The sequence below is a fragment of the Aequorivita lipolytica genome, from assembly GCF_007997135.1.
Lineage (GTDB): Bacteria > Bacteroidota > Bacteroidia > Flavobacteriales > Flavobacteriaceae > Aequorivita > Aequorivita lipolytica.
This window is the reverse complement of record NZ_VORU01000004.1, coordinates 287,073-312,520: the sequence shown is the minus strand read 5'-3', so window position 1 is coordinate 312,520 and position 25,448 is coordinate 287,073. Positions and strand designations below refer to the sequence as shown.

At 37.8% G+C, this 25,448-nt stretch carries 19 protein-coding genes; 13 read left to right on the top strand and 6 right to left on the bottom strand.

The features are described 5' to 3' along the window. Nucleotides 1-19 precede the first annotated feature (19 nt). Nucleotides 20-1,204, top strand: coding sequence for a Pycsar system effector family protein (locus ESV24_RS07600; RefSeq protein ID WP_111815781.1), 1,185 nt, complete (start codon nt 20-22; stop codon nt 1,202-1,204). 2 nt (nt 1,205-1,206) lie between these two features. Here the strand turns inward: ESV24_RS07600 and ESV24_RS07595 are convergent, their stop codons facing one another. Next, a complete protein-coding gene (locus ESV24_RS07595) occupies nt 1,207-3,573 on the bottom strand; it encodes a GAF domain-containing protein (protein WP_111815822.1) in 2,367 nt (788 codons plus the stop codon). A 136-nt stretch (nt 3,574-3,709) separates the two neighbouring features. Here ESV24_RS07595 and ESV24_RS07590 point away from each other — a divergent pair, with 136 nt between their 5' ends. Next, complete coding sequence (locus ESV24_RS07590; protein ID WP_111815780.1) at nt 3,710-4,825, top strand: TlpA disulfide reductase family protein; 1,116 nt, start codon at nt 3,710-3,712, stop codon at nt 4,823-4,825. Between the two features lie 235 nt (nt 4,826-5,060). On the opposite strand, the gene ESV24_RS07585 is transcribed toward ESV24_RS07590, so the two are convergent. After that, nucleotides 5,061-5,738, bottom strand: coding sequence for an SIMPL domain-containing protein (locus ESV24_RS07585; RefSeq protein ID WP_235004012.1), 678 nt, complete (start codon nt 5,736-5,738; stop codon nt 5,061-5,063). Nucleotides 5,739-5,975: 237 nt separating this feature from the next. Further along, on the bottom strand, nt 5,976-6,626 hold the full coding sequence (locus tag ESV24_RS07580) for a rhomboid family intramembrane serine protease (protein WP_111815778.1): 651 nt from the start codon (nt 6,624-6,626) through the stop codon (nt 5,976-5,978). Nucleotides 6,627-6,831: 205 nt separating this feature from the next. Here ESV24_RS07580 and ESV24_RS07575 point away from each other — a divergent pair, with 205 nt between their 5' ends. Then, nucleotides 6,832-7,704, top strand: coding sequence for a lysophospholipid acyltransferase family protein (locus tag ESV24_RS07575; protein WP_235004011.1), 873 nt, complete (start codon nt 6,832-6,834; stop codon nt 7,702-7,704). A gap of 163 nt (nt 7,705-7,867) precedes the next feature. Continuing rightward, nucleotides 7,868-9,055 (top strand): sensor histidine kinase, encoded by a 1,188-nt coding sequence (locus ESV24_RS07570; protein WP_111815776.1) that lies wholly within the window; start codon nt 7,868-7,870, stop codon nt 9,053-9,055. Nucleotides 9,056-9,134: 79 nt separating this feature from the next. Here the strand turns inward: ESV24_RS07570 and ESV24_RS07565 are convergent, their stop codons facing one another. Continuing rightward, nucleotides 9,135-10,709 carry an IS1182 family transposase gene (locus ESV24_RS07565; RefSeq protein ID WP_235004010.1) on the bottom strand — a complete coding sequence of 525 codons (1,575 nt, stop codon included), beginning with the start codon at nt 10,707-10,709 and terminating at the stop codon, nt 9,135-9,137. 37 nt (nt 10,710-10,746) lie between these two features. Here ESV24_RS07565 and ESV24_RS07560 point away from each other — a divergent pair, with 37 nt between their 5' ends. After that, the gene (locus ESV24_RS07560; protein ID WP_111815775.1) at nt 10,747-11,052 is read left to right on the top strand and encodes a type II toxin-antitoxin system RelE/ParE family toxin; all 306 of its coding nucleotides are present in this window, start codon (nt 10,747-10,749) and stop codon (nt 11,050-11,052) included. After that, complete coding sequence (locus tag ESV24_RS07555; protein WP_015025859.1) at nt 11,042-11,332, top strand: helix-turn-helix domain-containing protein; 291 nt, start codon at nt 11,042-11,044, stop codon at nt 11,330-11,332. The genes ESV24_RS07560 and ESV24_RS07555 overlap by 11 nt, the downstream gene beginning before the upstream one ends. Nucleotides 11,333-11,408: 76 nt before the next feature. On the opposite strand, the gene glmM is transcribed toward ESV24_RS07555, so the two are convergent. Both glmM and ESV24_RS07545 read right to left on the bottom strand, forming a co-directional pair. After that, nucleotides 11,409-12,800: a phosphoglucosamine mutase gene (gene glmM, locus ESV24_RS07550; protein ID WP_111815774.1), complete on the bottom strand. Its 1,392-nt coding sequence runs from the start codon at nt 12,798-12,800 to the stop codon at nt 11,409-11,411. Nucleotides 12,801-12,869: 69 nt separating this feature from the next. After that, nucleotides 12,870-13,940 (bottom strand): acyltransferase family protein, encoded by a 1,071-nt coding sequence (locus ESV24_RS07545; protein ID WP_111815773.1) that lies wholly within the window; start codon nt 13,938-13,940, stop codon nt 12,870-12,872. 40 nt (nt 13,941-13,980) lie between these two features. Between ESV24_RS07545 and ESV24_RS07540 the strand changes: the two genes are divergently transcribed. From ESV24_RS07540 to ESV24_RS07510, 7 genes are all read left to right on the top strand, one after another. Next, on the top strand, nt 13,981-14,565 hold the full coding sequence (locus tag ESV24_RS07540; RefSeq protein ID WP_111815772.1) for an acyl carrier protein phosphodiesterase: 585 nt from the start codon (nt 13,981-13,983) through the stop codon (nt 14,563-14,565). A gap of 58 nt (nt 14,566-14,623) precedes the next feature. Further along, on the top strand, nt 14,624-16,336 hold the full coding sequence (ggt, locus tag ESV24_RS07535) for a gamma-glutamyltransferase (protein ID WP_111815771.1): 1,713 nt from the start codon (nt 14,624-14,626) through the stop codon (nt 16,334-16,336). A gap of 283 nt (nt 16,337-16,619) precedes the next feature. Further along, a complete protein-coding gene (locus ESV24_RS07530; RefSeq protein WP_111815770.1) occupies nt 16,620-17,633 on the top strand; it encodes a hypothetical protein in 1,014 nt (337 codons plus the stop codon). A gap of 94 nt (nt 17,634-17,727) precedes the next feature. After that, nucleotides 17,728-20,580: an excinuclease ABC subunit UvrA gene (uvrA, locus tag ESV24_RS07525; RefSeq protein ID WP_111815769.1), complete on the top strand. Its 2,853-nt coding sequence runs from the start codon at nt 17,728-17,730 to the stop codon at nt 20,578-20,580. Between the two features lie 92 nt (nt 20,581-20,672). Beyond that, nucleotides 20,673-21,362: an LOG family protein gene (locus ESV24_RS07520; RefSeq protein WP_111815768.1), complete on the top strand. Its 690-nt coding sequence runs from the start codon at nt 20,673-20,675 to the stop codon at nt 21,360-21,362. A gap of 16 nt (nt 21,363-21,378) precedes the next feature. Continuing rightward, a complete protein-coding gene (locus tag ESV24_RS07515) occupies nt 21,379-22,623 on the top strand; it encodes a T9SS type A sorting domain-containing protein (protein ID WP_111815767.1) in 1,245 nt (414 codons plus the stop codon). Beyond that, nucleotides 22,620-25,433: a gluzincin family metallopeptidase gene (locus ESV24_RS07510; RefSeq protein WP_111815766.1), complete on the top strand. Its 2,814-nt coding sequence runs from the start codon at nt 22,620-22,622 to the stop codon at nt 25,431-25,433. Before ESV24_RS07515 ends, ESV24_RS07510 begins: the two co-directional genes overlap by 4 nt. The last annotated feature ends 15 nt before the right edge of the window (nt 25,434-25,448 follow it).

Genomic DNA, 25,448 nt, shown 5'->3' with positions numbered 1-25,448 from the left:
GGATACCTAAAAAAAATTTATGAGCACAATTGTTGAAGCGGCAGACGATTTTATCTTCAAACTTTTTAAAGACGAGCTTCCAAACACCTTTGTTTATCACAATTACACCCATTCAAAACGTGTTTATAAAAGTATAAATGAAATTATTGAAAACTCCCAATTTGATGTTAAAGATGCTACCATACTGCGTTTGGCAGCGCTGTTGCACGACACGGGTTACATTGTAGGGCGAGAAAACCATGAAGAAGAAGGCGTAAAAATTGCACGGAAATTCCTAGAGGAAAATAAGGCTGATAAAGAAATTATAACGGGTGTTGAAAAATGCATTCTCGCTACAAAATTTAAGAATACCGTTCCAGAAACAGAGATTGAAAAAGCAATTCGCGATGCAGATTCCTCACATTTCGGCAAAGATTATTTTGAAGAGGCCAGCGAGTTTCTGCGGCAGGAATTTTTATTCCAAAATGTACATAACTATACCTCAAAGGAATGGCTGGATGAAAATATAAAAGTATTGGTGGAAGATCACCAATTCTACACAGACTACGCATTAAAAAATTGGCAGCCAGTGAAAGAGGAAAACCTGGCCGACCTACTAAGTGATCGAAAAAAACACAAAGCGAAAATCCAAAAGGAGCGCGTAAAGGCACAACTAAAAGCAAAATACAAAAACGATAGTCCAGAGCGCGGCATACAGACTTTTTACAGAACAGCCCTGCGAAACCATATGAAGCTCAGCGATATTGCAGATACTAAAGCAAACATAATGCTTTCGGTGAATGCAATTATTATTTCGTTGGTGCTTTCCAATCTTATTTCAAAATTGGATAACAACAATTATTTAATAATTCCTACCGCTATATTTGTTTTATTTAGTGCTATCACAATGATTCTCGCAGTAATTGCAACCCGCCCAAACGTAACGCGTGGTGAGTTTACTAAAGAAGATGTTGCCAATAAAAGCGTGAATTTAACCTTCTTCGGAAATTTCCATAAAATGGAACTGGAGCAATATGAATGGGCTATTGAAGAACTTTTAAAAGACCAGAGCTACGTTTACAAATCGCTCACTAAGGATTTATATTTCTTAGGAAAAGTTCTGGACAGAAAATATAGAATTCTAAGACTTACCTATACCATATTTGTGGCAGGAACAATTATTTCTTTAGTGTCCTTTGCTGCATTCTTTTATATGGAAATGTAAATTTAATTCTCTAATTGAGAGATTAAATCCTCATAGGTATAATATTCCTTAATCTTGTCGTTGCTCTTGCTGTAAAGTACTTTTACACGCAATGCCTTTAGGCCCGTCACACCTTGAAGATCCTCAAGTTCCAAGAGTTCTATTTCCTCATCAAGCATTTTTTGATATTGAAGAAAATGAATATACTTTAAATATTCCTCTTCGTCCTCTTTTTGGGAGTATATGATTGCTATTTTGCCTGGCTGAGTTATTCGGTTCTCGGTGCCTTTTATATTTGCTTTATCCACACGTTTTTTTACAACTTCATAGCGGGCATTGTAAGTTCCATCTACATCAAAGCGTTTTTCATCCATGCGAAAACGCAGTGAAAGCGATCCATTAAACGCCAAAATCATAGAAGCTACATCTAGGTTTATGGGCAGTGAATCCTTAAAGCGGTAAAAGCTGTTTTCCATTTCGCACATAACCTGTAGTTGCCACAATTTTAGGTTTTTCAAATATATTTTATTGAAAGACTTTTCCTTGGTTATTGCTTGTCCAATATACATGTTGTGTTCAACGCCATCTGTTTTAAAGCGCTCAAAATAGTGCGGATGCATCTTTTGTGCTTCCTGTTGTTTTTTGTCCAAAACCGCCGCCAACCTTTTGTTGATAATCATTACCGATTCGTCATAATCCCTTCGGTATTTATAAACAAAGCCAGTATTTATATCTATCAATTGATGGTAATCATCAACCCATTCCTTGTGCGTTTCATTTCGCTGCCTTATGTGCTTAAAAAACGGTGTTATTTCCGAAGAGATAAAATTCATAATCTTCCGCTCGGTATCTACTTGTAAGTTTTCTTCAATTTCTTTTGAAAAACTTGCTATAGTGAACTTCATCTGTTCAAAGATGGGCAGTGAACTTTGGTTCGATAGTTTTTTTAAAAGCTCGTCAATGTAAGTAAGTTGAAGCATGAGATCCTGCTTGGTGGCTTCGTTACGGGCATCGGAAGATCCTTTTATGTCGGTCTGTCCATATAATGGATAGATATCCTCAAAAACTACTTCCTTAAAAAAGGTAGGATTTCCTTCATTCATGGAATTCAAATATCTTTTTGCCTCTTGGCGAAATTTCCAGTGAACGCTGCTATGGATTGCTGTACATTCCTCTTGAATTATAAGTTCAAGTTCGTTCTCAAGGTTTTCTTTGGAACGTACTACAGCGTCTACAAGAAACGGCATAACATCACGCAACTTATTGGCGTTAATGGTGTTTAGATCATTTGCATTGGGAGACACCAGTTCCAGGACCCCCAAGATTTTATCATTAAAAACAATAGAAGCAAAAACGGCGCTCTTCATTCCCTGATCCAGCATCTTCTTATAGAGCAAATTATCTGGATACAACTTATGGTAGCGCTCGGCATCGGTAACACAATAAAATTCTTTTTGTTTGAAAAGCGTATAATACGAAGCGCTACAAAGCGCATCCTTGCTCAACTCCGATTGTTTATCGTTGAGGATAAAACTTGAAATTTCTTGAAAAAGTGTTCTCTCAAAAGTCTCGGATTCTTCATTATAATCGGTAAAACCGATCATCAAATCTCTAAGATCAAATATTGAACGGAAAATGCGGCTGAATTCGGTATTTTCAAAACCTCCATTCTTTTCTAAACGGAGTAAATTTGTCTTGAAATCTGAAATAGAAACATTTAGCGTAACATCTGTAAGCGAAGCGATCACGAAGCCGTTGAAAATCCAGCTTTCCGGCGGGAATTTTTCTTTCCAAACGGAAACATCCTCAAAACTTTCCAATAGCTCGTTAATATCTTCTTCTGTAATATCCTTGGCTTTGGAGGTTTTCAGAATATCCACAAAATCTGCATTATAGAGCAGTCTATAATTCTTTATCATTCCCCGTTCGTCTGGGATATTGTAGTAATAGGAACGTCTAAAATCTACTTTTCTGTCATAGTAATGACCCAATATAATGCTACACCCCATGATGTAAAACTGATCTTCATCAAAATTGATTATATCAGGAGAAAAATCAGCGCCGGCGGCTTTTATTATATTTTTATAGCGTTGTGTACTCTTGAAAGCCATCTCCTGAAAGGGAATGGTGGCAAACTTAATCTCGTTATCTTTCAATACCGAAGGAAACAACGGGTTTAAGATAGTATCAATTTGTTCTCTGTAATCTTTAAGTTCTTTAAAATTAGTTATTCCAGAAGATAATTCGGGAAATTTCTTTTCAATCGAAAGCATTGCAGCAGCCTGCTTTTGCTCTGCTTCAGATGCGGGTGTATTCTCCTTGTAAGCATCAAAAACCTTTTTGAAACCTATCTTAATTTTCATTGGAAAATCTCTCTTTTCTTCTTTCATATTGTCTGTTAACATTATGGTATAAAAGTACGGGTTAATATGTCTGCCTAATGTTAATAAATAACAAAAAGTTAGCTCATTTCGCACAATGAGAGAATAAACAGCTACTTTTGCCAAAATTTAAAAATACATATTTATGAGACTCATTTTAGCTTCACTTATAACGATAGCATTAATTTCCTGCAATAAAGAAACCAACACCTACAAGTTAGAGGGCGACGCAGTAGGCTTTGCAGACGGCACGGAGATCTATGTTTATACTTTAGAAAATAAACAACCAAAAATACTTGATACCATCGCGGTGACAGAAGGAAAATTTTCCGCAACCTATCCTAAGAGTGACGTGCCTAACCTTAACTTTTTAAGGTTTAATGAAGTAAATGGATCTATACTTTATTTTCCAGAAAATGAAGATATGAAAGCTACGATTTACAAGGATAGCATTCAAGCATCTCGTGTTACGGGAGGCAAGCAGAATGAGGCATATGGTGCTTTTGTTGATAAGATGACTGCTTTCAATAAGAGAAAGCAAGCAAGTATGGAGCGTTTCCGCGAGGCTAGACAGGCTAACGATACGGCAACAATCGCAGAAATTCAAAGTCAGAATTTGAATATAGTAGGTGAAGAAACAGAATACAAAAAGCAATTTTTAAAAGATAACGGCAACTCATTATTTGCAGTAATGCTTATTTCTGAAATGGTTGGCAGAAAGGAACTTACTCCGGAAGAGGCTTCAGAGCATTTGGAAAAACTACATCCAAAAATTGCTTCTTCTGAAATTGTTCAAGACCTAAAAACAAATCTTGAAACAATGAAAAAAGCCGAAGTAGGGAGTGCCGCACCAAATTTTAGCGCCCCTACACCATCGGGCGAAACAATGTCCTTAAAAGATGCCTTGGGCAAGTACACTATTATTGACTTTTGGGCTTCTTGGTGCAAACCTTGCCGTATTGAAAATCCAAATGTTGTAAAAGTTTACAACGAATATCATGATAAAGGCCTGAATATCATAAGCGTTTCTTTAGATAAAGCAGAACAAAAGGATAAATGGTTACAAGCTATAAAAGACGATAAAATGGACTGGTACCACGTTTCAAACCTGCAGTTTTGGCAAGATCCTATTGCAGTGCAATACAATGTTCGCTCTATTCCTGCTACCTTTCTTCTTGATGAAAACGGAATGATTATCGATAAAGACCTTCGCGGTGCAGCTTTGGAAGCAAAGATTGCTACGCTTTTTGAGGGACAATAGAGGCTAGAGGCTAGAGGCTAGAGGCTAGAGGCTAGAGGCTAGAGGCTAGAGGCTAGAGGCTAGAGGCTAGAGGCTAGAGGATAGACAAAATTAAAAAGACTCAGTTCCAAAGTTGGAACTGAGTCTTTTTCTTTTGATTATAATTCTGAATTAGAGTCTATTGAATTAAACCCATAAACTCATAAACTCATAAACCCATAAACCCATAAACTCATAAACTTTCAAACCCATAAACTCAATTCAGCAGAAAGCTTACGTTTACAGTTGTTTTGATTTCCATCTCGCCGAGGGAAATGGTTTGATTGCCTCCACTTTCGGAAGAATCCATCATTGCCATTTTGTACATGGGACGCGGCCCGGATGTATCATTAAACTCACTGATTGAAACAGCTTTGCCTACGCTTTGATTTAGAACTGCGACGTATTCCTTAGCTTTCATCAGTGCATTTTCCACCGCTTTTTTACGGGCTTCGCTTTTTAAAGTTTCTTCTTTTGAGGATGAAAAATTAACACCGTCTATTCTGTTAATTCCAGTATCAATAAGTCCCTTCATTACTGCTTCATATTTTTTCAAATCGCGCAACTTTACAGAAAGTGACTGATTGGCAGCAAAGGTGTACGTCTTGCTATTATAATCATAATTCTTGTTGAGGTTCATATATTCCGTACGCACATCTTTATCTGCGATATCCATTTTTTTTAGAAATTTTAAAACCTCGCTTATGGTTGCATCGTTTTGTTCTTTCAGTGTTTTGGTGTTTTCGCCTGTGTTTTCAACACGGATATTGATAGTAACTTCATCTGGAACTACACGAACAATACCTTCGCCTGCAACGTCTATTGTAGGTTGCTGTAATGTGTTTTGCGCCATCATAGTTGTGGTTGTTATTGCGAAGATTAAAAGGGTTTTCATCGTTTTCATAATTTTTTTTAGTGTTTTGTAGTTAATGTTAGTTTGCCTATATATTAGGGCTTAGTTTATGAGTTTATGAGTTTATGGGTTTATGGGTTTAAAAGTTTTTTAAGATTTTTCTGCGTGAGGGCTTTATGCCTTTAAGTGTTTATCTAAAACAAATATTTCCAGAAATATGCCACGAATTTATCTAACAACAGCATTCTTTTCTCTGTTCTCTTGTCTCTTGTCTCTACTTTATAACTTACCTAATTTATGCAGTATGAATAAAAGAATTAAGGGAATTGCCAGTAATACAACAATCCACAAACTGGTTTCAAACAGTGAGGGTGCAAAAGCTAAGGTTAGAACATAACCCCCAACTGCGCCGCCAATGTGGGCATCGTGACCAATATTCCCCAATCTTTTTTTCATTCCGTAGATAGAATACAGCAAATATGCCATCCCAAAAAGCCAAGCAGGAATAGGGATGGGTATAAAAAATAAATACAGCCCCATATCTGGAAAAAACAAAATAGCTGAATACAATACTCCCATCACCGCACCACTAGCCCCTATTGCGCTATAGTGATATTCATCTTTGTGGAAATAGTAGGAAAGCAGATTTCCCACAATAAGGCTGCCTACGTAAATTATCACAAAATAAGTTACTCCAACGCTCATAATGACCACGGGGGCAAAAAAGTAAAGCGTAAGCATATTGAAAAGCAAATGCGAAAAATCTGCGTGCAAAAACGCTGAACTGAACATCCGTATCTGCTCCCCTCGCCGGATTCCTGCAATATTGAATTTGTATTTCTCAAAAAAGGCTAAATCATTGAAGCCTTTCATAGAGATGATTACGTTGGCAGCGATGATTACGATAGTTGCAATATCTAAGTTTTGCATATGCGGTTAAAGAGTTAATTGTTAAAAGTTAATTGTAGGTTTTGAATTGAACACTGGCTTCAATGCGTTTTGAAAGCAAAATAACATATAAATAATTGATATTTTTGATACTTTCAAAATACTCAGCTACCTTCAATGTTGAATATTGAACATTGAACATTGAACATTGAACATTTATTTAATTAGTTTTGCGATAACAACTCCTATGCAAAGATTGCTTTATATACTGGCATATCCAATTCTTTGGCTGCTTTCCATCTTGCCGATGCGCATTTTGTACATCAAATCTACCGCTCTGTATTTTTTGGTATATTATGTTGTGGGCTATCGTAAAAAAGTTGTGAAGGATAATCTGGTGTTGGTTTTTCCTGAAAAAACACAGGAAGAACGCAATCTAATTGCGCAAAAATTCTTTAAGCATCTCTGCGATATTATTTTTGAAACCTTAAAATCCTTTACCATTTCTGAAAAGGAAATAAGAAAGCGTTTTGTAGTTACAAATGCGGAAATACTGGATCCATATTATAAAAATGACCGTAGTATTCTTTTAATGGCAGGCCATTACGGCAATTGGGAATGGAGTGGCATTTTAAACAAATTGATGCAACATCAAGCCCACGCTGTTTACAAACCATTGGGCAGCAAACAATTTGATGCTTTGGTGAAAAAGACGCGCGAACACTTTGGTGGTATTATTGTAAGCAATAAAAAGATTGTGCCCGTTCTTTTCAGAAAGTGGAAGAAAGGAATTAAAACGCTAACGTATATACTTTCAGACCAAACCCCAAAGCTCGGTGCTTTCAAGCACCGCGACCGGTTTATGGGAATTGACGTGCCAGTGTTTACCGGAACTGAGGAATTGGCTAAAAAACTAGATTTTTCCGTACTCTATCTTAAAGTTGAAAAAGTGAAGCGAGGTTATTACACAGCTACTTTTGTCCCTATGGTAGACAATCCAAAAGAATATCCGGATTTTCAGATTACGCGTATGTTTTTTGATGCTTTGGAAGCACAGATTCGAGAAAAACCTGAGTATTATTTATGGTCGCATAAACGGTGGAAGCTTCGGAATAATTAAGGATATTGGAAATAAACAGTCCCTCGGATAATGCGATAAAAAATTTATCTTTACGGGATAACGGTAACAAAAAGAATGACTTATCCTGACCTATTTCCGGGATAACATTGATAAATGTTAGTATATAACGCGTTCTGCACCATTTGAAAAAAACTTTACTATAATGATTGAAACAGCGAGAATTCTTCGAGAAAACAATGCGGAAATTATGAAAATCTGGCAGAACCAAGTTGTGCAAGAAGTCATAGCAAGTAAGGAATCTGACTCAATTGCTTTATACAACCATCTGCCTGATCTCATAAACGATATCGCTAAACTAATGATACGATATGATAAAATGAAGGATGTAAGTAAGGATAAAAAATATATAGAAATCCTTAAAAGCAGCGAAATACACGGCAAGCAACGTGCAATTACAGCCCATTATACTGTTGAACAGATTGTACACGAATATATAATCTTTCATCGTACATTGAGTGAATTCCTCATTTCCCACAATGGATATAATGAAAAGATTTCAGATTTGCTCAAATATGTCATCGAAACCTCGATACTAAAATCCGTAGGTTCATTTTCACGTTCCATACAGGATATGCAGGAAAAATTAATTGGTACTGTTGCACACGACATTCGTAACCCACTTTCGGCTGCCCAATTATCTTTAGAAATGATGGAACAGGACAAGACTGGAAAATGGGCTGAAAAAACAAGAATAGCAGCTCAACGTGGTGTAAAGAAAGCCATAAGCTTGATCGAAGGCCTTATGGATGGAATAACCATTAAAGCTGGCGAAGGGATGATGTTAAATTTTGAAAATACAGATTTACTTAAAGATATTAAATGGGTTCACGCCGAAAGCAAGGATGTTTATACCAATGATATAAAGTTAGATTGTAAGGTTGAGAAAATAGAAGGGATTTTTGACAGTACTGCTATTAAAAGATTACTTGAAAATCTCATTGGTAACGCTGTTAAATATGGAGATAAGAAAAAACCAATTACAATTTCAATAGAAGATGAAGAAGATGCGGTCGCAATTAAGGTACATAATTGGGGTAATCCTATTCCTCTTTCCAAACAACAGCAGATATTCAAATTTATGGGAAGTGCAAAAAGGGGTAAAAAATCGGTTTCAGGTAGTTGGGGAATGGGCTTGACATTAACACAAATTGTTGCTGAGGCTCACGGTGGGGATATTAATCTCGTGAGTGACGAAAAAACGGGCACTACTTTTACAGTCAATCTGATTAAACAATTTAATGAAGTAGGAAAGAAACGTGCGAAATTAACTTTTGTTTTGGAAAATATTTATCCGATAAAAGGCTTACTCGGTCGTACAAAAACGGTGTAGAACAAAGGTAACCGTTGCACAACACTATAATTTTCATAAAGCTGACCTTAAATAAGCTGTTTTAAGAGCGGTTTATTTTTTAAATACCAGCATACATTTTATGATTTGAGTGTATTAAGTGCACTATTTTTAAACCATATAACATCATTTTTTCAAATACAGAATAAACAGCGAATCCCGCCCCACTTTTCGCTCGGTTTTGATCAAATTTCAAATATTTCTTTAAATTATAAGCGATTGCAGATAAGTGCATTACTTTATTTGCTTGCCTTATTCCTATTGTATTGATTTTCCGCAGTCCCATAAACTGGGTAAGTGTTCCAAAAACGGGTTGCACGGTACTCTGTCTCTTGCTCTTTAGATACCGTCCTTCTTTGCTCGCTACACGTTCAACGTTACGTTCATATTCTGCCCTGTAATAGGTCACGGTAAATTGTTTCTCATTTACTTTTCCTAGGCAGCGCGCTCTAAGCGCACATCCTTTACATAGTATACTTGAGGCTCGGTACGCCTTCTTTTTAGTTTTTGTGCGGCTGTCCAAGAACACTTTCTTAAATGGGATTACCTTATCCATTGGGCACAGATAATAATCACCTTCTTCCACGTACGTAAACTTATCGGGACCGCCCTTATAAGTACCGTGGGGCGGAATGAAACTTTTTAATCCGCGAGATTCTAAAAACGCATAGTTCTCTCCGCTACTGTAGCCAGTATCTGCTACACAGTTCGTAAACACTAGGCCTTCCCGCCACAGACGGCCTTGAAGACGCTTTACAATGTCTGCCAACTGTTGGCTATCCTTACCATCTGCGTGGTATGCTTGTATATCTGTTATTACGTGGTGCGCTATATCTACATTTAGCTGGCTCAGATAATTTAGTTTCCTGGCCTTCCCAGGTTTTACGCTTATGCGCGCATCAGGATCGGTGGGGCTGTAATGGGTCTTGTTACTGGTATACTTGCTGCCCTTATTGCCTGCCCCGGGACGTTGGTCCTGATCCTTGCTCCAGCGTTTGGTGCGGCTCTTTATGGCATCCAGTTCTCTCTGGCTTGCAGTAATACTGCGCTGACTGTCATCTGCCTTATTCTCTTTGGATTTGCGCAGCGGCTGTTCCTTGTCCATCGCACTGATATGGCGAACGCGGCGAAGATGGCTGTCAAGATCTTCTTCCGGAACTTTAAGCTCCAGAGTATCCATACTCGCATTGGCCTTAACAGGAGCGGAATCTATAGTCTGTGTGTGGCCGCTGACCATCCCTCTTTCTATGCAAAGCTGTAAGACTTTTGTAAAAACGGATTCAAAAATTGATTCTGGAAATAATTGGCGTGTGCGGCTAATGGTACTGTGCCAAGGAAACTCCTCATCAATATCATACCCCACGAAATACATGATATCAAGGCGCATGGAACAATGGTCAATCAGCTTGCGATCACTGATGATGTTCTCTAAATAGCCGACCAAGCATAGTTTGAAAAACACAACGGGATCTATACTCTTCTGTCCGCTGGAGCCATAAAAATCTTCCGTAAGGGTATATAAAAAATCAAAGTTGCACGCTTCTTTCAAACGACGGTAGAAATTGTTCTCAGGAACACGGGAGCTGAGACTGAAAGAGTTGAAGAGCTTTTCTTGGTATATCTTTTTTCCTTGCATACCATGAAATTACGGAAATTCCTTAACCTGTGAGTTTCTGCTTGCTCAACCGAAAAAGGTTCAGCACAAAATTTTTAAGGTCATTGAAATTATCGAAACCTATCAGCACGTGCCGAAAACATATTTGGCACCAATGAAAACCCATAAAGGACTATTCGAAGCCCGAATAAAATTAGGTTCGAATATTTGGCGAGTTTTTTGCTTCTTCGACAAAGGTAAATTAGTTATACTCTTAAACGGATTTACTAAAAAGTCGCAGAAAACGCCGCAAAAAGAAATCGATAAAGCAGTCCGATTAATGAAAGAGTATTACGAAGAAAAAAACAAAAGCAATGGAAACTAAAAGTTGGAAAGAAATAAAGAATACAGTTTACGGAAAAAAAGGAACTGAACGCAGAGATGAGCTTGATAGAGATTTTGAATCATTCAAAATCGGTTTACTCTTACGAAATGCACGAGAAGAAAAAAATCTGACTCAAGAACAACTTGGCGAACTGATTGACAAAAAGCGGACTTACATTTCGCGCGTGGAAAATAATGGCAGTAATCTGACTTTAAAAACATTATTTGACATCGTAGAAAAAGGACTTGGCGGAAAAGTTAATATTTCAATTGAAGTCTGATAAAAGCACGTTTTACAACATACGTATATAACATATAAATTAATGGCATAAAATCAATTTAACCTATGACCATATTTCAGGACGAAAACGCAATTCCCTCAATTTCCCTAATAATCCTATCCGCCAAAGCATCTGCTTCTTCCTGACTTTTAGCTTCAGTGTAAATTCTAATAATCGGTTCTGTATTTGATTTTCTAAGATGAACCCAGTTTTCTGCAAAGTCTATTTTCACGCCATCAATCGTGTCTATTTTCTCATTTAAATACTTCGCTTCCATCGCTTTTAAGATTGCGTCAACATCCAATTGTGGAGTTAATTCAATTTTCTTTTTGCTCATAAAATAAGCGGTATATTTTTTTCGAAGTTCGCTAACAGCTATTTTTTCTTCAGCCAAAAAGCTTAAAAACAAAGCGATTCCCACCAAACTATCACGGCCGTAATGGAGCTCTGGATAAATGATACCGCCATTCCCTTCGCCACCAATTACTGCTTTGGTCGCTTTCATTTTTTCAACTACATTCACTTCGCCCACAGCACTCGCCGTGTAAGTTCCCCCGTGTTTTTCGGTTATATCTCGTAAAGCTCGTGAGGACGACATATTGCTCACCGTATTTCCAGGTGTATTCTGCAAAACATAATCTGCAACCGCAACCAGCGTATATTCCTCGCCAAACATTTCGCCTTTTTCATCTACAAAAGCTAGACGGTCCACATCGGGGTCTACCACAATTCCGAAGTCTGCATGTTCGTCTACCACCATTTTCATCAGATCGCCCAAATGCTCTTTTAGAGGTTCAGGATTATGAGGGAATTCACCATTTGGTATGCAATGCAACTTTACTGTTTGAACGCCCAAAGCATCTAAAAGTAATGGAACCGCGATTCCTCCAGTAGAGTTTACCGCATCTACAACAACTTTAAAACCGGAACTTTTAATTGCTTCTGCGTTTACCAATTGCAACTCTAATATTTCGTCTATATGCAAGTCGATATAAGCATCGTTTTTGTGGATTTCGCCCAAATTATCAACTTCGGCAAATTCAATATTTCCTGCTTCAGCAATATCAAGGATTTGTTGTCCGGCTTCCGCATTTAAAAATTCTCCTTTATTATTTAACAATTTCAGAGCGTTCCACTGTTTTGGGTTGTGGCTTGCGGTGAGAATAATTCCGCCATCTGCGTGCTCCATTATTACCGCCATTTCAACAGTGGGCGTGGTTGAAAGGTTTAAATCAATTACGGTAATACCCATCCCAACGAGCGTATTCATTACTAATTGTTGGATCATTTCGCCTGAAATTCTCGCATCGCGACCCACGATCACTTTATAGTTTTCTTTATTGCGTTGCTGTTTTACCCAGCTTCCGTAGGCAGCGGCATATTTTACCGTGTCAATTGGGGTTAAGTTTTCGCTTTGTAAACCGCCGATAGTACCACGGATGCCAGATATAGATTTAATTAATGTCATTTTTTAAAGCTGATAATTGTTAATAGATTAATAATCGTAAATCGTACTTCTAAAATCGTAATTCCTCTGTCATTTTCTGAATTTATTTTTCAATTTTAAAAAGTAGAGCTCAAAGTAAGTGTAAGATAAATGAGCTATTAAAAGTGTTCCTGCGAAAGTAAGCAGATGCAATAAAATTATGGTTAAAGTTTCATTAAGGTTTTGTAGCATTTCCAATTTCAGAAATAAAAATACAACCGCGTTTAAAACAATGGCGTGAAACATATAGATTCCGTAGGAAATACTTCCGAAATGATGCAACAGTTTATTGTTCACTTCCACTCCCCGACTATTGAAAGCCAGCGAATGAATAAACAAACCGAACAGCAAACAGGTCAATAAAGAATGTAGCCATAACGGTTCAAAATGAAACAGATCTGTTACGAAAAAAAGCAATGTGGCAATACACACCATTAATGGAAAAACTGCCGAACGCTTCAAAAACTCCAGCTTTTTCTTTTCTTCAAGTATCGCAATTACGCCGCCGGTGAAGAGATAGAAAAACACGAATAAATACTGCTGAAGTGCCTCAAAAACATCAGACCAATAAATGATGAAATAGCCAATTAGCAGGGCGCTTAGTATTCGCAGAATCCATTTCACATTAATGAAAAATAACAAAGGCGCAATCAAAAGATAGAATTGTTCCTCTATGCCAATTGACCAAAGTATTTCCAATATTCCGCCGGGTTCGTAAACATTTGCGAATACATTTGGAAGAAAGAAAATGTTGTAAAACAAGGCTTCTTTCCAAGTGTAGTTTATTTCAAAAGGAATATTTAAAAAAGGTAAAATCACATTATAAAAAAACAACCCAAAACCCAAAACGAGATAATACAATGGGAAAATCCTCAGAATCCTTCTTATATAAAAATCTTTTATGGAGAAAGCATCCCTGATTTTTGCGCGATAAATAAGCCGAATTATCAAAAAACCACTGAGAACAAAAAACATATAGACCGCCTCCAAACCGCGATGATAGATGGGAAGTCCATCAAAATAAGGAAGTCCCTGATTAGCGGAAAGTTGGGGCAAGTGAAAGAGCAACACTAGGGAAGCAAGAAAAAACCGCAATGGGTCCAAATTGGGTAACCTGTTCAATTTTCAGTTTTTACAGTCCAAAAATACATATATTTATTGAATGAATTTTTTAGCCCACATCTATCTTTCCGGCGATGAAGAAGAAGTTATAATCGGCAACTTTATAGCCGATGGCATCAAGGGAAAGCGTTATTTAAAGTTTCCGCCGGCCATAGCAAAAGGAATTTTACTGCATCGCGGTATAGACAGTTTTACAGACTCCCACCCTACCGTGCACCAAAGCACGGCGCGGCTTCACAAAAATTATAGTCACTACAGCGGCGTAATTGTAGATATACTTTACGATCATTTTTTGGCGAAAAACTGGAGCAAATATTCTGAAGAGCCTTTAGATGAATATGTGCAGAACTTTTATGAACTGCTCAAGGAAAATTTCACAATACTTCCTGCTAGAATTCAACGCATGATGCCTTATATGATTGCCGATAACTGGCTGCTAAGCTATGCTACGGTTGATGGAATTGGAAAAATATTGGCACAAATGAACGTGAGGACCAAAGGTGTTTCAAAAATGAATCTGGCCGTTGCGGAGCTCGAAGAATTTTATGAAGAATTTGAAGCTGAATTCACTTCCTTTTTTGAAGAATTGATATCCTTTTCCAAACAAAAATTGGATGCATTATGAAATTGGAACGGCCGTGCAATATTTATTGGAAATATAAAAAAAATAAAAACCTATAAAGATGAAAACATATTACCTACTTATTCTACTTCTTATATTGTCGTGCAAAGAAAAACCCAAAGCGCAAACTCCAGTTGAAAAAGCCAAAGTAGAAATAAAACAAGCCGTAATTGCCGACAGCGCGATGGTGGTTTCTGCAAGAGCGGAAGCTTCAAAAATAGGTGCCGAAATCCTAAAAATGGGCGGCAATGCTTTTGATGCAGTGATTGCCACCAATATGGCTTTAGCATTAACCTACCCCAACGCAGGCAATTTAGCCGGCGGCGGATTTATGGTGTACAGAACACAATTTGGCGAAATTGGATCTTTAGATTATCGTGAAAAAGCCCCAATAGCTTCTAAAAAAGATATGTATTTGGATAAAGATGGAAATGTTATTCCTGATAAAAGTTCGGTTGGCGCAATGTCTGTAGCAGTTCCGGGAACAGTTGCCGGTATGTTTGCAATGCACGAAAAATTCGGTAGCTTACCAATGGAAGTTATCTTAAAACCCGTAATTGAACTTGCCAAAAAAGGATATATAATCACGAAGCACGAAGCAGAAGATTTGGTAATATATAAACCCGATTTTGAAAAAGTAAACGGCGAAACAATTCTTTATTCCGAAAATTTAAAAGCTGGCGATACGCTTAAAAACGAAGCTTTGGCAAATACATTGGAGCGTATTTCAAAGAACGGACGCTCCGAATTTTACAGTGGCGAAACAGCAAAAAAACTAGTTGCATTTCTGAAAGAAAAAGGTGGTATAATTACCCTAAAAGATTTAGATGCGTATGAAGCACAATGGCGCGATCCCATTGTCTTCCAATATAAAGATTTAAATATTATTTCAATGGGACCGCCATCCAGCGGCGGAATCTGTTTGGCGCAAATTCTAAAAATGGTGGAACCCTTCCCTATTTCAGAATATGGTCATAATTCCGAAAAATACATTCAAGTTTTGGCTGAAGCCGAGCGTCGTGCTTACGCAGATAGAAGCTATTATTTGGGTGATCCAGATTTTGTTGACAACCCAGCAGATTCCTTACTTTCTGAAACGTATCTCTCCCAACGGATGGAAAACTTCTCATTTGAAAACGCCACCCCTTCTTCTGAAATAAAACCAGGTGTAATTATAGGTTATGAAAGCCCTGAAACAACTCATTTTTCAATTGTTGACTCCTTTGGGAATGCTGTTTCAGTAACAACTACACTCAATTCATCATTTGGTTCCTTATTATTTGTAAACGAACTCGGTTTCTTTTTAAACAATGAAATGGATGATTTCAGTGTTAAGCCCGGCGAACCCAATGTTTATGGTTTGGTTGGTGGGCAAGCAAACGCCATTGCACCTCAAAAAAGAATGCTCAGCTCCATGACGCCAACAATAGTTGAAAAAGATGGAAAACTTTGGATGGTTGTGGGCACTCCCGGCGGCGCTACCATTATTACTTCCGTAGCGCAAACTATTTTAAACGTGTACGAGTTTGAAATGAATATGCAACAAGCAGTTGATGCCGCAAGGTTTCATCATCAATGGCTGCCGGATGCTATTCGGTATGAATTTGAAAGATTTTCTAAAGATTTAATTGAAAATCTAAAAATAAAAGGCTATCCAGAAAATCTTGAAACCGACCCAATCATTGGTAAAGTGGATGCCATTTTAAAACTTCCCAACGGCAAACTTGAAGGTGGTGCTGATAGTCGCGGTGATGATTCCGCGATAGGTTATTAAATTTAAAAACTTTTTCACCCTTAAACGAAATCTTCTGCATTATATCGAAAGCTGGACTCGTCAGCGATAAAAAGAATTAGATTTGAGCGTTTTAACCTGGGATTTTAGAGAAATTTAGATTGATTTATTGATAATGCCAGTCAGTTTTCACTACTGCGGAGCACATATATTTTTCATTTTAAAAATACGTTTTACTGTAAAAAATATTTTTTTTATGGCAAAATTTCTTCTTGTAAAAATCCTTTAAAAAATAGTTCAGCGCCATTCGTGGCATTTTTATTTTATGGGAAATAAATCTTCGTTTAAGGATTTGTACTCCATTATCGCTTTGGTGATAAGTGGGGCAATCTGCGTAGGATTAATTTTTCTGCTTTATGACAAATATCAAAACACTTTTGGTTTTGAGGAAAATCTAAAAAAACTGACCTCCATTTTTATTGGCATTAGTGGTGTTTTAGCTGCAATTTTAATGGTTTTTCTGGCTACTTCCGCAATGAACCAAAAATCACATAAGGCTAAAATAATAGGTAAGATTAGCAAGACAACCCAAAAAATGCACAATTTCCGGACGATTGCGGAACTCTTGTTCAACTCAAACATTTGGCTTTCCGGACTGAAAGAATATATGGAGAAGGATTTTGCAGACCTTTCCTATTTTGATGTTAAGGAATTTTACAAAGGAAAATCAAAACTTGCTATTGAATTTCTTCAGGAAACGCACCATTATGGGGAAACCGAAAATGTTTATTTGGAAATGAAGTCCTTATTGATGACGAGCCCAGAAGAAAAACACATTCCAGAAACCATAAATTATCCTATTTTTTATAATTACCGCATTATTGAAAAATGGGTTGAAAATAAATCTGGTTCGGGGCTATGGTATGTTTTTGGGTACAAATTCGGCAACTACAAAGAATCCTTAAACCTAGAAGCCGTTTTTGAACGCCATCAGGAAAAAATATTAACCCTTGCCAACACGATAGATAACGAGGTCTTTGAGAATTCATCGTTTAATGAAGTTTTCTTTTCAAAACTCTGGGAATATATGACTAAAGATGTAATCCCGAAACTTTACCAATTTCAAGTGCATATAAAACGAAAAACGCCGCGATTAATTTATTATTTATACGTCGTTTTTTTCTTGTTGATAGTGTTCGGTGTCCTCTTCCCGATCACATATTTAATGCTCAGTTTTTCAGCATTGGCAATAATTATTGGCTATTCAATTGTAATTAGTACTATATTTTACATTGCGCTTACCTTTCATGTTTTTCTTTCAAAAGAAGTGAATTCATAAGTTTATAAAAGGAACATTTTTTTCAACAAAAATTAACATCCGTGAGATGGCACGCGTTCTTTAATTTCCAATCAATTGAGTACCTTTGCAAGCTATGTCAAAAAATGAGGATTTTATAGAAGTTTTGGGCGCACGCGTCCACAACTTAAAGAACATTGACGTTCGTATTCCGAGAGAAAAATTAGTAGTAATTACAGGGCTTTCCGGCAGCGGGAAATCCTCTTTGGCGTTTGATACTATTTACGCCGAAGGGCAGCGCCGTTATATTGAAACCTTTTCAGCTTACGCCCGTCAGTTTTTGGGAAGTCTGGAACGGCCAGATGTTGACAAAATTGAAGGCCTCTCTCCCGTAATTGCCATTGAGCAAAAAACTACAAGTAAAAGTCCGCGCTCTACGGTTGGTACAATTACTGAAATTTACGATTTTCTCCGTCTTTTTTATGCACGTGCAAGTGACGCATACAGCTATAATACTGGTCAAAAAATGGTCAGCTATAGTGATGAACAGATTAAACAACTTATTCTTGAAGATTTCGCCGATAAAAAAGTGAGTGTTCTCGCTCCCGTAATCCGTTCCAGAAAAGGACATTACAGAGAGCTTTTTGAGCAGATCGCCAAACAAGGTTTTCTAAAAGTACGGGTAGATGGTGAAGTGCGCGATATTGTGAAAGGGATGAAAGTTGACCGTTACAAAACCCACGATATTGAAATTGTAATTGATCGATTAAAGGTTTTTTCACCCTCCGAAGCCCTGGCGAAGAAGGGCGATAACAATAAGCGACTTTCCGAAACCATAAACACCGCAATGTACCACGGTGATGATGTGTTGATGGTTTTGGATAACGATACAGATGAAGCGCGCTATTTCAGCCGTTCGCTGATGTGTGCCTCTTCCGGAATTTCATACCCAAACCCAGAACCGAACAATTTTTCATTCAATTCTCCGAAAGGAATGTGCCCCAACTGCAAAGGGCTTGGGAAGCTTTATGAAGTGAATTTGAATAAACTGGTTCCCAACCCTAAACTTTCCATAAAACAGGGAGCCTTGGCGGCTCGCGGTCCTCAGAAAAACAATTGGGTTTTCAAGCAACTTGAACTGATTGCTGAGCGCTTTAATTTTAAATTGAGTGATCCGTTTGAAGGTATTCCAAAGGAAGCAAAGGACGTTATCTTTTTCGGTGGAAATGAAAAGTTTGATGTTGCATCAAAGGAACTTGGCATCACCCGAAGCTATAAAATAGATTTTGAAGGCGTTGCTACCTTTATTCAAAACACGTTCGATGCCAGCGAAACCACATCCCTGAAACGTTGGGCAAAGGAATATATGGATAAAATTCCTTGCCCCGAATGCGGTGGAACAAGGCTTCGGAAAGAGTCGCTTTATTTTAAAGTAAACGGAAAAAACATCGCCGAACTCGCCCACATGGACGTGGTTGAGCTATCTGAATGGTTCGCTAATCTCGAAAAAAACCTTTCGGAAACACAACTAAAAATCGCTTCGGAAATTATAAAAGAAGTACGAACGCGCCTTCAGTTTCTTGTAGATGTTGGGCTTACCTATTTGGCTCTGGACCGAAGTTCAAAATCGCTTTCGGGTGGTGAAGCACAACGAATTCGCTTGGCAACACAAATAGGCTCGCAGTTGGTTGGTGTGCTTTATATTTTAGATGAGCCCAGTATTGGTCTGCACCAGCGCGACAATGAGCGATTGATTTATTCCTTGAAACAGTTAAGGGAACTCGGCAATTCGGTAATCGTAGTTGAGCACGATAAAGATATGATAGAGAGTGCCGATTACGTGATTGATATTGGTCCCGCAGCTGGAAAACACGGCGGCGAGATTGTTTCTGAAGGTACTCCAAAGGAAATTGAGCAGCACGACACGCTTACCGCAGATTATTTAACCGGTAGAAGAAAAATTGAAATCCCCGAAAATCGCAGAAAAGGAAATGGTAAAACACTAACGCTAAAAGGTGCTTCGGGAAATAACTTAAAAAATGTAACGGTTGCATTTCCATTGGGAAAAATGATAGGCGTTACCGGCGTTTCGGGCAGCGGAAAATCTACGCTTATCAACGAAACCCTCTACCCCATCTTGAACGCGCATTTTTTCAACGGTGTAAAAAAACCGATGCCTTACAAAAAAATTGTTGGCCTTGAGAATATTGATAAAGTAATTGATATTAACCAATCGCCAATAGGCAGAACGCCGCGAAGCAATCCTGCTACTTATACGGGCGTTTTTTCAGAAATTCGGAATCTTTTCGCCAAAACCTCTGAGGCTATGATAAGAGGCTATAAGCCTGGTCGTTTTAGCTTTAATGTTGCTGGCGGAAGATGTGAAACCTGTAAAGGTGCCGGTTTACGGGTTATTGAAATGAATTTTCTACCCGATGTATATGTGGAATGTGAAACCTGCCAAGGCAAACGTTTTAATAGAGAAACTTTAGAAATACGTTACAAAGGAAAATCTATTTACGATATTTTGGCAATGACCATCAATGAAGCATCCGCCTTTTTTGAGAACATTCCGAAAATTTATCGAAAAGTAAAAACCATACAAGATGTGGGCTTGGGTTACATTACCTTAGGCCAGCAATCCACAACCCTTTCTGGCGGTGAGGCACAACGTATAAAACTGGCTACTGAACTATCCAAACGCGATACGGGAAATACTTTTTATATTTTGGATGAACCTACAACGGGACTTCATTTTGAGGACATCCGCGTATTGATGGTTGTACTGAATAAACTAGCCGACAAAGGCAATACAGTATTGATAATAGAGCACAATCTGGACGTAATAAAAACTGTGGATTATATTATTGATATAGGTCCCGAAGGCGGAAAAGAGGGCGGAAAAGTTATGGCTCTAGGAACGCCAGAAGAAGTAGCCGAAAACAAAAAAAGCTATACAGCAAGGTTCCTCAAAAAAGAATTACTTTAGGTGCTGAATAACGGGTGCTAAAAGGTAAAGAATTGAAAAAAAACTTACTACAGACAACTAACAACAGATAACCGACAACAGACAACTGATTAATGAGAGACGAACAAATACCGAAAAACTGGAATCAAGTAAAAACGAATGACTCATGGGCAATTTTCAAGATCATGGGAGAGTTCGTAAATGGATACGAAAAAATGAGCCGCATTGGGCCTTGTGTTTCCATATTTGGTTCTGCCAGAACAAAACCCGACCATAAATATTATAAGCTTGCCGAAAACGTGGCCAAAAAAATTACCGAGAACGGCTATGGGGTTATAACCGGCGGTGGACCAGGAATTATGGAAGCTGGGAATAAAGGTGCGCATTTGGCCGGTGGAACTTCGGTGGGCCTAAATATTACCCTTCCTTTTGAACAGCACGATAACCCCTATATTGATAGCGATAAAAGCATTGACTTTGATTACTTTTTTGTGAGAAAGGTAATGTTTGTAAAATATTCACAAGGCTTTGTGGTAATGCCCGGTGGTTTCGGAACATTGGACGAATTTTTCGAAGCACTAACGCTCATCCAAACACACAAAATTGATAAATTCCCAATAATATTGGTTGGAAGCGAATTTTGGGGCGGTCTTTTTGAATGGATAAAAACCACGCTCTTGCAAGCTAATAATAACGTGAATGCCGAGGATCTAGATTTGGTTCACTTGGTTGATACTGAAGATGAAGTGCTTCAGATATTAAACGATTTCTATAACGAATACAACTTAAGTCCGAACTTTTAATTTTTGAAATTTCCGAATGTTTAAAAAAGTATTGCCGTTTGTTTTTATAATTAGCTCCCTCAGCATAAACGCTCAGGGAACGATAAAAACTATGGTTTACAATCTGTTGGAATTTCCTTCCGCATTTCCTCCGAATAGAGCGCAGTTATTACAAAATATTTTTGACGAATACGAACCGGATATTTTTATGGTCTGTGAACTGGAAAGCGAAGCGGGAGCTAGTCTTATTTTAAACTCATCGCTCAACGACGAAGGAAATAATTACGTTATGGCTCCCTTTGAGCCCAGCCAATCTGGCGATCCGGATCATCAACAATTAATTTTCTATAGAAAAGGCATGTTTACCTTGGTAGCTTCCGAAGTTTTGCCAACGCCCGTTCGCGATATAAACCATTATACTTTAAGACTTAGCACGACAGACCAGCAAACTGATCCCGTGTTTATTGAAGTTTTTGTAACCCATTTAAAATCGAGCCAAGGTTCGGCAAACAAACAATTGCGTTTGGAAATGGTGCAACAGTTTACAAATAGACTTGAAACTTTAGATTTAAATTCCTTTATAATTTTTGCGGGAGATTTCAATCTTTATACCGCTAGCGAACCGGCTTATCAGGAATTATTGGATCCTACCAATGCTATCATAATGGTGGACCCAATAGACCGGCCAGGTTCTTGGAACAACAATATTAATTTTCAAGACATACATTCACAAAGCACCCGCATAAGCTCAGGTCCTTTCGGTGCAGGAGCTGGCGGTGGGTTGGATGATAGGTTTGATTTTATAGTAATGTCGCAAAATATGCAAAGTGATCCTAAGTTGAAATACATTGCAGGCACCTACAAATCTTTCGGAAACAACGGCAATTGCTATGATAATAATATAAATAGCACCGACTGCTCGGGATATTTCAGCCAAGCACTGCGCAATAATCTTTACAATATGAGCGACCACCTTCCTATTGTAATGAATCTAGAAACCAATAAAGAGATTGTTTTAAGTAATGATGATTTTTTAGTGAAGAATGCTGTGGTTGTTGAAAATACTGTGGTCACCGATAAATTAAATCTTCGGCTAGATTCAAATTTTTCAGAAAATATTTCGTTTGAAATTTACAGTGCGCTCGGACAAAGACTTTTGGAATTCACTTCAGAAAGTTCAGAATATATTTCAATAGACGTCAGCCAACTCGCCAGCGGTGTTTATTACTTAAAAACAAACCTTCCAGGCTCACCCACTTTTAAATTCGTTAAAACTTTTTGATAGTAAAAAGAATAATATCCGTTCTCCTATTTTGTTTGGCCGTCCAAGTAACGGCGCAGCACACTATAAATATTGATGCCACTTTAAACCCCGGACAAAAATCGCTTTCAATAAAGCAGGAAATAACTTATAATAATACTTCGGCAGATACGCTAAGAGAGCTTTATCTATTTGACTGGGCCAATAGTTTCTCGACCAAAACTAGCCCGTTGGGCAAGCGCTTCGCAGAAAACTATGATAGCTCCTTTCACTTTGAAAAAGAAGAAGATCGCGGTAAAACAAACATTGAAAAAATTTATACTAATTCTGGAACATCACTACAATGGCAGCGTGGCGATGCGGTAGATATTTTGCGAATCATTCCGAACAATGAAGTATTACCTGGCAAGAGCTATACCTTTAATTTAGAATATACCGTTAAAGTTCCAGATAGTAAATTTACACGTTATGGCGTGGACAAACAGGCAAATTATATGCTGCGCTATTGGTACATCGCCCCAGCAGTTTATAACGGTGAATGGCGTGTTTATAGTAATAAAAACACGAACGACCTTTATTTAACTCCTTCAGAATTTTCAATTGCTCTTCATCTTCCCAAACACTATTCAGTTAACTCTGACTTAAATTTAGTTGAAGAAACTATTTCAGAAAATAAAAAGACCGTAACACTTAAGGGGAAAGATCGTACAAGCGCCATATTATACCTTGAAGTAAACCCGTATTTTGAAACCATTGAAACGGATAAACTTCAAATTGTAACCAATTTGAAGAACAGCAAGGTAAATCCGCCAGTGCAGGCCTTGATGATTGATAGGATTGTCCATTTTCTAGATGACAGACTTGGCTCCTATCCATTTGAAAAAATGTTAATCAGTGAAACCGATTATAAAACAAATCCAGTTTACGGCCTTAATCAGCTACCTCGTTTTATTAGCCCCTTTCCGGACGGTTTTGAATATGACATGGAGCAATTAAAAACCATTGCAAGAAATTATATTCAGAACACTATTATTTTAGATTCACGCAGTGATTATTGGCTACAAGATGCCTTACAGATTTATTTAATGATGGAATATGTGGATACCTATTATCCAAAAATGAAGATAATAGGCAATCTGAGTGATTGGTGGATTATTCGCTGGGCACATGCTGCAGATTTGGAATTTAACGATCAATACCCAATTCTTTATTTGAATATGGCGCGCAGTAATATTCACCAATCCCTAACTACCCCAAAAGATTCCCTGTTAAAATTCAATATGAACATTGCCAACGGTTATTATGGGGCAAGCGGTTTGCGCTATTTGAATGATTATTTGGGCGGTGCAACCTTGAATAATACTATCAAAGAGTTTTATGCCGAAAATAAATTGAGGCCTATAAACTCTTCAGATTTTGAAGCATTGTTATCAAAAAATACTGAATTGCCTGTTAATTGGTTTTTTGAGGATTTTGCCGATTCTCGCACAACAATCGATTTCAAAATAAAAAAGGTTGAAAAGAAAGGCGATTCACTAAAGGTTTTCATTAAAAACAATAGACAGAGTGAATTGCCCATATCAATCTACGGTCTCAACAAAGATGAAATCGTCTATAAAACGTGGACAAAACCGGTGGACAGCATAACATCTATTACCATTCCTGCTGAAAATATAAGAAAACTTGCCCTGGATTACGAAGGAAGAATACCTGAATACAACCGAAGAAACAACTTTAAAGCGGTAAAGGGCTTACTGAACAAACCCCTTCAGTTTCGTCTTTTTCAAGATGTGGAAGACCCCAACTACACCCAATTTTTCTTTATGCCAATCTTTGAGTATAATCTTTACGATGGTGTTTCGGCTGGGCTAAGGCTTTACAATAAAACAGTTCTTCCCAAGGCCATCCACTACAGCTTGGAACCTCAATTTGGTTTTCGTTCCAAGACCCTCGTGGGAAGTGCTTCTATAAGCTATACCCAAACTATGGATCAGGCAAATCTGTACGCAATGCGCTACGGGTTCTCGGGAAATTACTACTCTTACGACCGCGGTTTGTTTTATAAAAGATTTACACCCTACATAACTTTTGCTTTCCGAAATGAGGATTTGAGGGATAATGAAAAGCAATTTATAAACCTGCGGAACGTAAATGTTTATCAAGACGAAGATCCCAATAATCCTTTGCAGGAGCCAAACTATAGTGTGTTTAATATGCAATATGTGTATTCAAACCCTAACCTTATTAATTATTTTAGGGGTGTAGCGGACTATGAAATTTCTTCAAAATTCAGCAAACTTTCCGTGGATCTTGAATACAGGAAACTCTTCTTGAGCAATCGCCAATTGAACCTTCGTTTTTTTGCTGGCGTGTTTCTTTTTAATGATACTCGCGAAAATGAAGACTTTTTCAGCTTTGCACTGGACCGTCCCAACGATTACCTCTTTGATTATAATTATTATGGTCGTAGTGAAGATTCTGGGCTTTTCAGCCAACAATTAATTATTGCCGAAGGTGGTTTCAAATCGCAATTGGAACCGGCCTATGCAAACAGTTGGATGGTTACCGCAAATGCCAGCACCAACATTTGGAAATGGATTTACGCTTATGGAGATGTAGGCCTCGTAGCGAACAAAGAGCGCGGAGTAAATGCCGTATTTGACAGCGGGATTCGTCTTAGTTTGGTTGCAGATTATTTTGAGCTGTATTTCCCCATCTATTCAAATTTGGGCTTTGAACCAAATCTGCCACATTATGATGAAAAGGTGCGGTTTATAGTAACTTTAAGTCCCAAAACTTTGCTTAGTCTGTTTACGAGGAGATGGTATTGATCTGTTCAAAATTTC

Excerpts from the sequence above, each read along its gene's own strand:
- ESV24_RS07520 (WP_111815768.1), top strand. The coding sequence starts at position 20,673 with ATGAGAGACGAACAAATACCGAAAAACTGGAATCAAGTAAAAACGAAT.
- ESV24_RS07590 (WP_111815780.1), top strand. The coding sequence starts at position 3,710 with ATGAGACTCATTTTAGCTTCACTTATAACGATAGCATTAATTTCCTGC.
- ESV24_RS07575 (WP_235004011.1), top strand. The coding sequence starts at position 6,832 with ATGCAAAGATTGCTTTATATACTGGCATATCCAATTCTTTGGCTGCTT.
- ESV24_RS07585 (WP_235004012.1), bottom strand. The coding sequence starts at position 5,738 with ATGAAAACCCTTTTAATCTTCGCAATAACAACCACAACTATGATGGCG.
- uvrA (WP_111815769.1), top strand. The coding sequence starts at position 17,728 with ATGTCAAAAAATGAGGATTTTATAGAAGTTTTGGGCGCACGCGTCCAC.
- ESV24_RS07540 (WP_111815772.1), top strand. The coding sequence starts at position 13,981 with ATGAATTTTTTAGCCCACATCTATCTTTCCGGCGATGAAGAAGAAGTT.
- ESV24_RS07530 (WP_111815770.1), top strand. The coding sequence starts at position 16,620 with ATGGGAAATAAATCTTCGTTTAAGGATTTGTACTCCATTATCGCTTTG.
- glmM (WP_111815774.1), bottom strand. The coding sequence starts at position 12,800 with ATGACATTAATTAAATCTATATCTGGCATCCGTGGTACTATCGGCGGT.
- ESV24_RS07580 (WP_111815778.1), bottom strand. The coding sequence starts at position 6,626 with ATGCAAAACTTAGATATTGCAACTATCGTAATCATCGCTGCCAACGTA.
- ESV24_RS07595 (WP_111815822.1), bottom strand. The coding sequence starts at position 3,573 with ATGAAAGAAGAAAAGAGAGATTTTCCAATGAAAATTAAGATAGGTTTC.
- ESV24_RS07565 (WP_235004010.1), bottom strand. The coding sequence starts at position 10,709 with ATGCAAGGAAAAAAGATATACCAAGAAAAGCTCTTCAACTCTTTCAGT.
- ggt (WP_111815771.1), top strand. The coding sequence starts at position 14,624 with ATGAAAACATATTACCTACTTATTCTACTTCTTATATTGTCGTGCAAA.
- ESV24_RS07570 (WP_111815776.1), top strand. The coding sequence starts at position 7,868 with ATGATTGAAACAGCGAGAATTCTTCGAGAAAACAATGCGGAAATTATG.
- ESV24_RS07555 (WP_015025859.1), top strand. The coding sequence starts at position 11,042 with ATGGAAACTAAAAGTTGGAAAGAAATAAAGAATACAGTTTACGGAAAA.
- ESV24_RS07515 (WP_111815767.1), top strand. The coding sequence starts at position 21,379 with ATGTTTAAAAAAGTATTGCCGTTTGTTTTTATAATTAGCTCCCTCAGC.
- ESV24_RS07600 (WP_111815781.1), top strand. The coding sequence starts at position 20 with ATGAGCACAATTGTTGAAGCGGCAGACGATTTTATCTTCAAACTTTTT.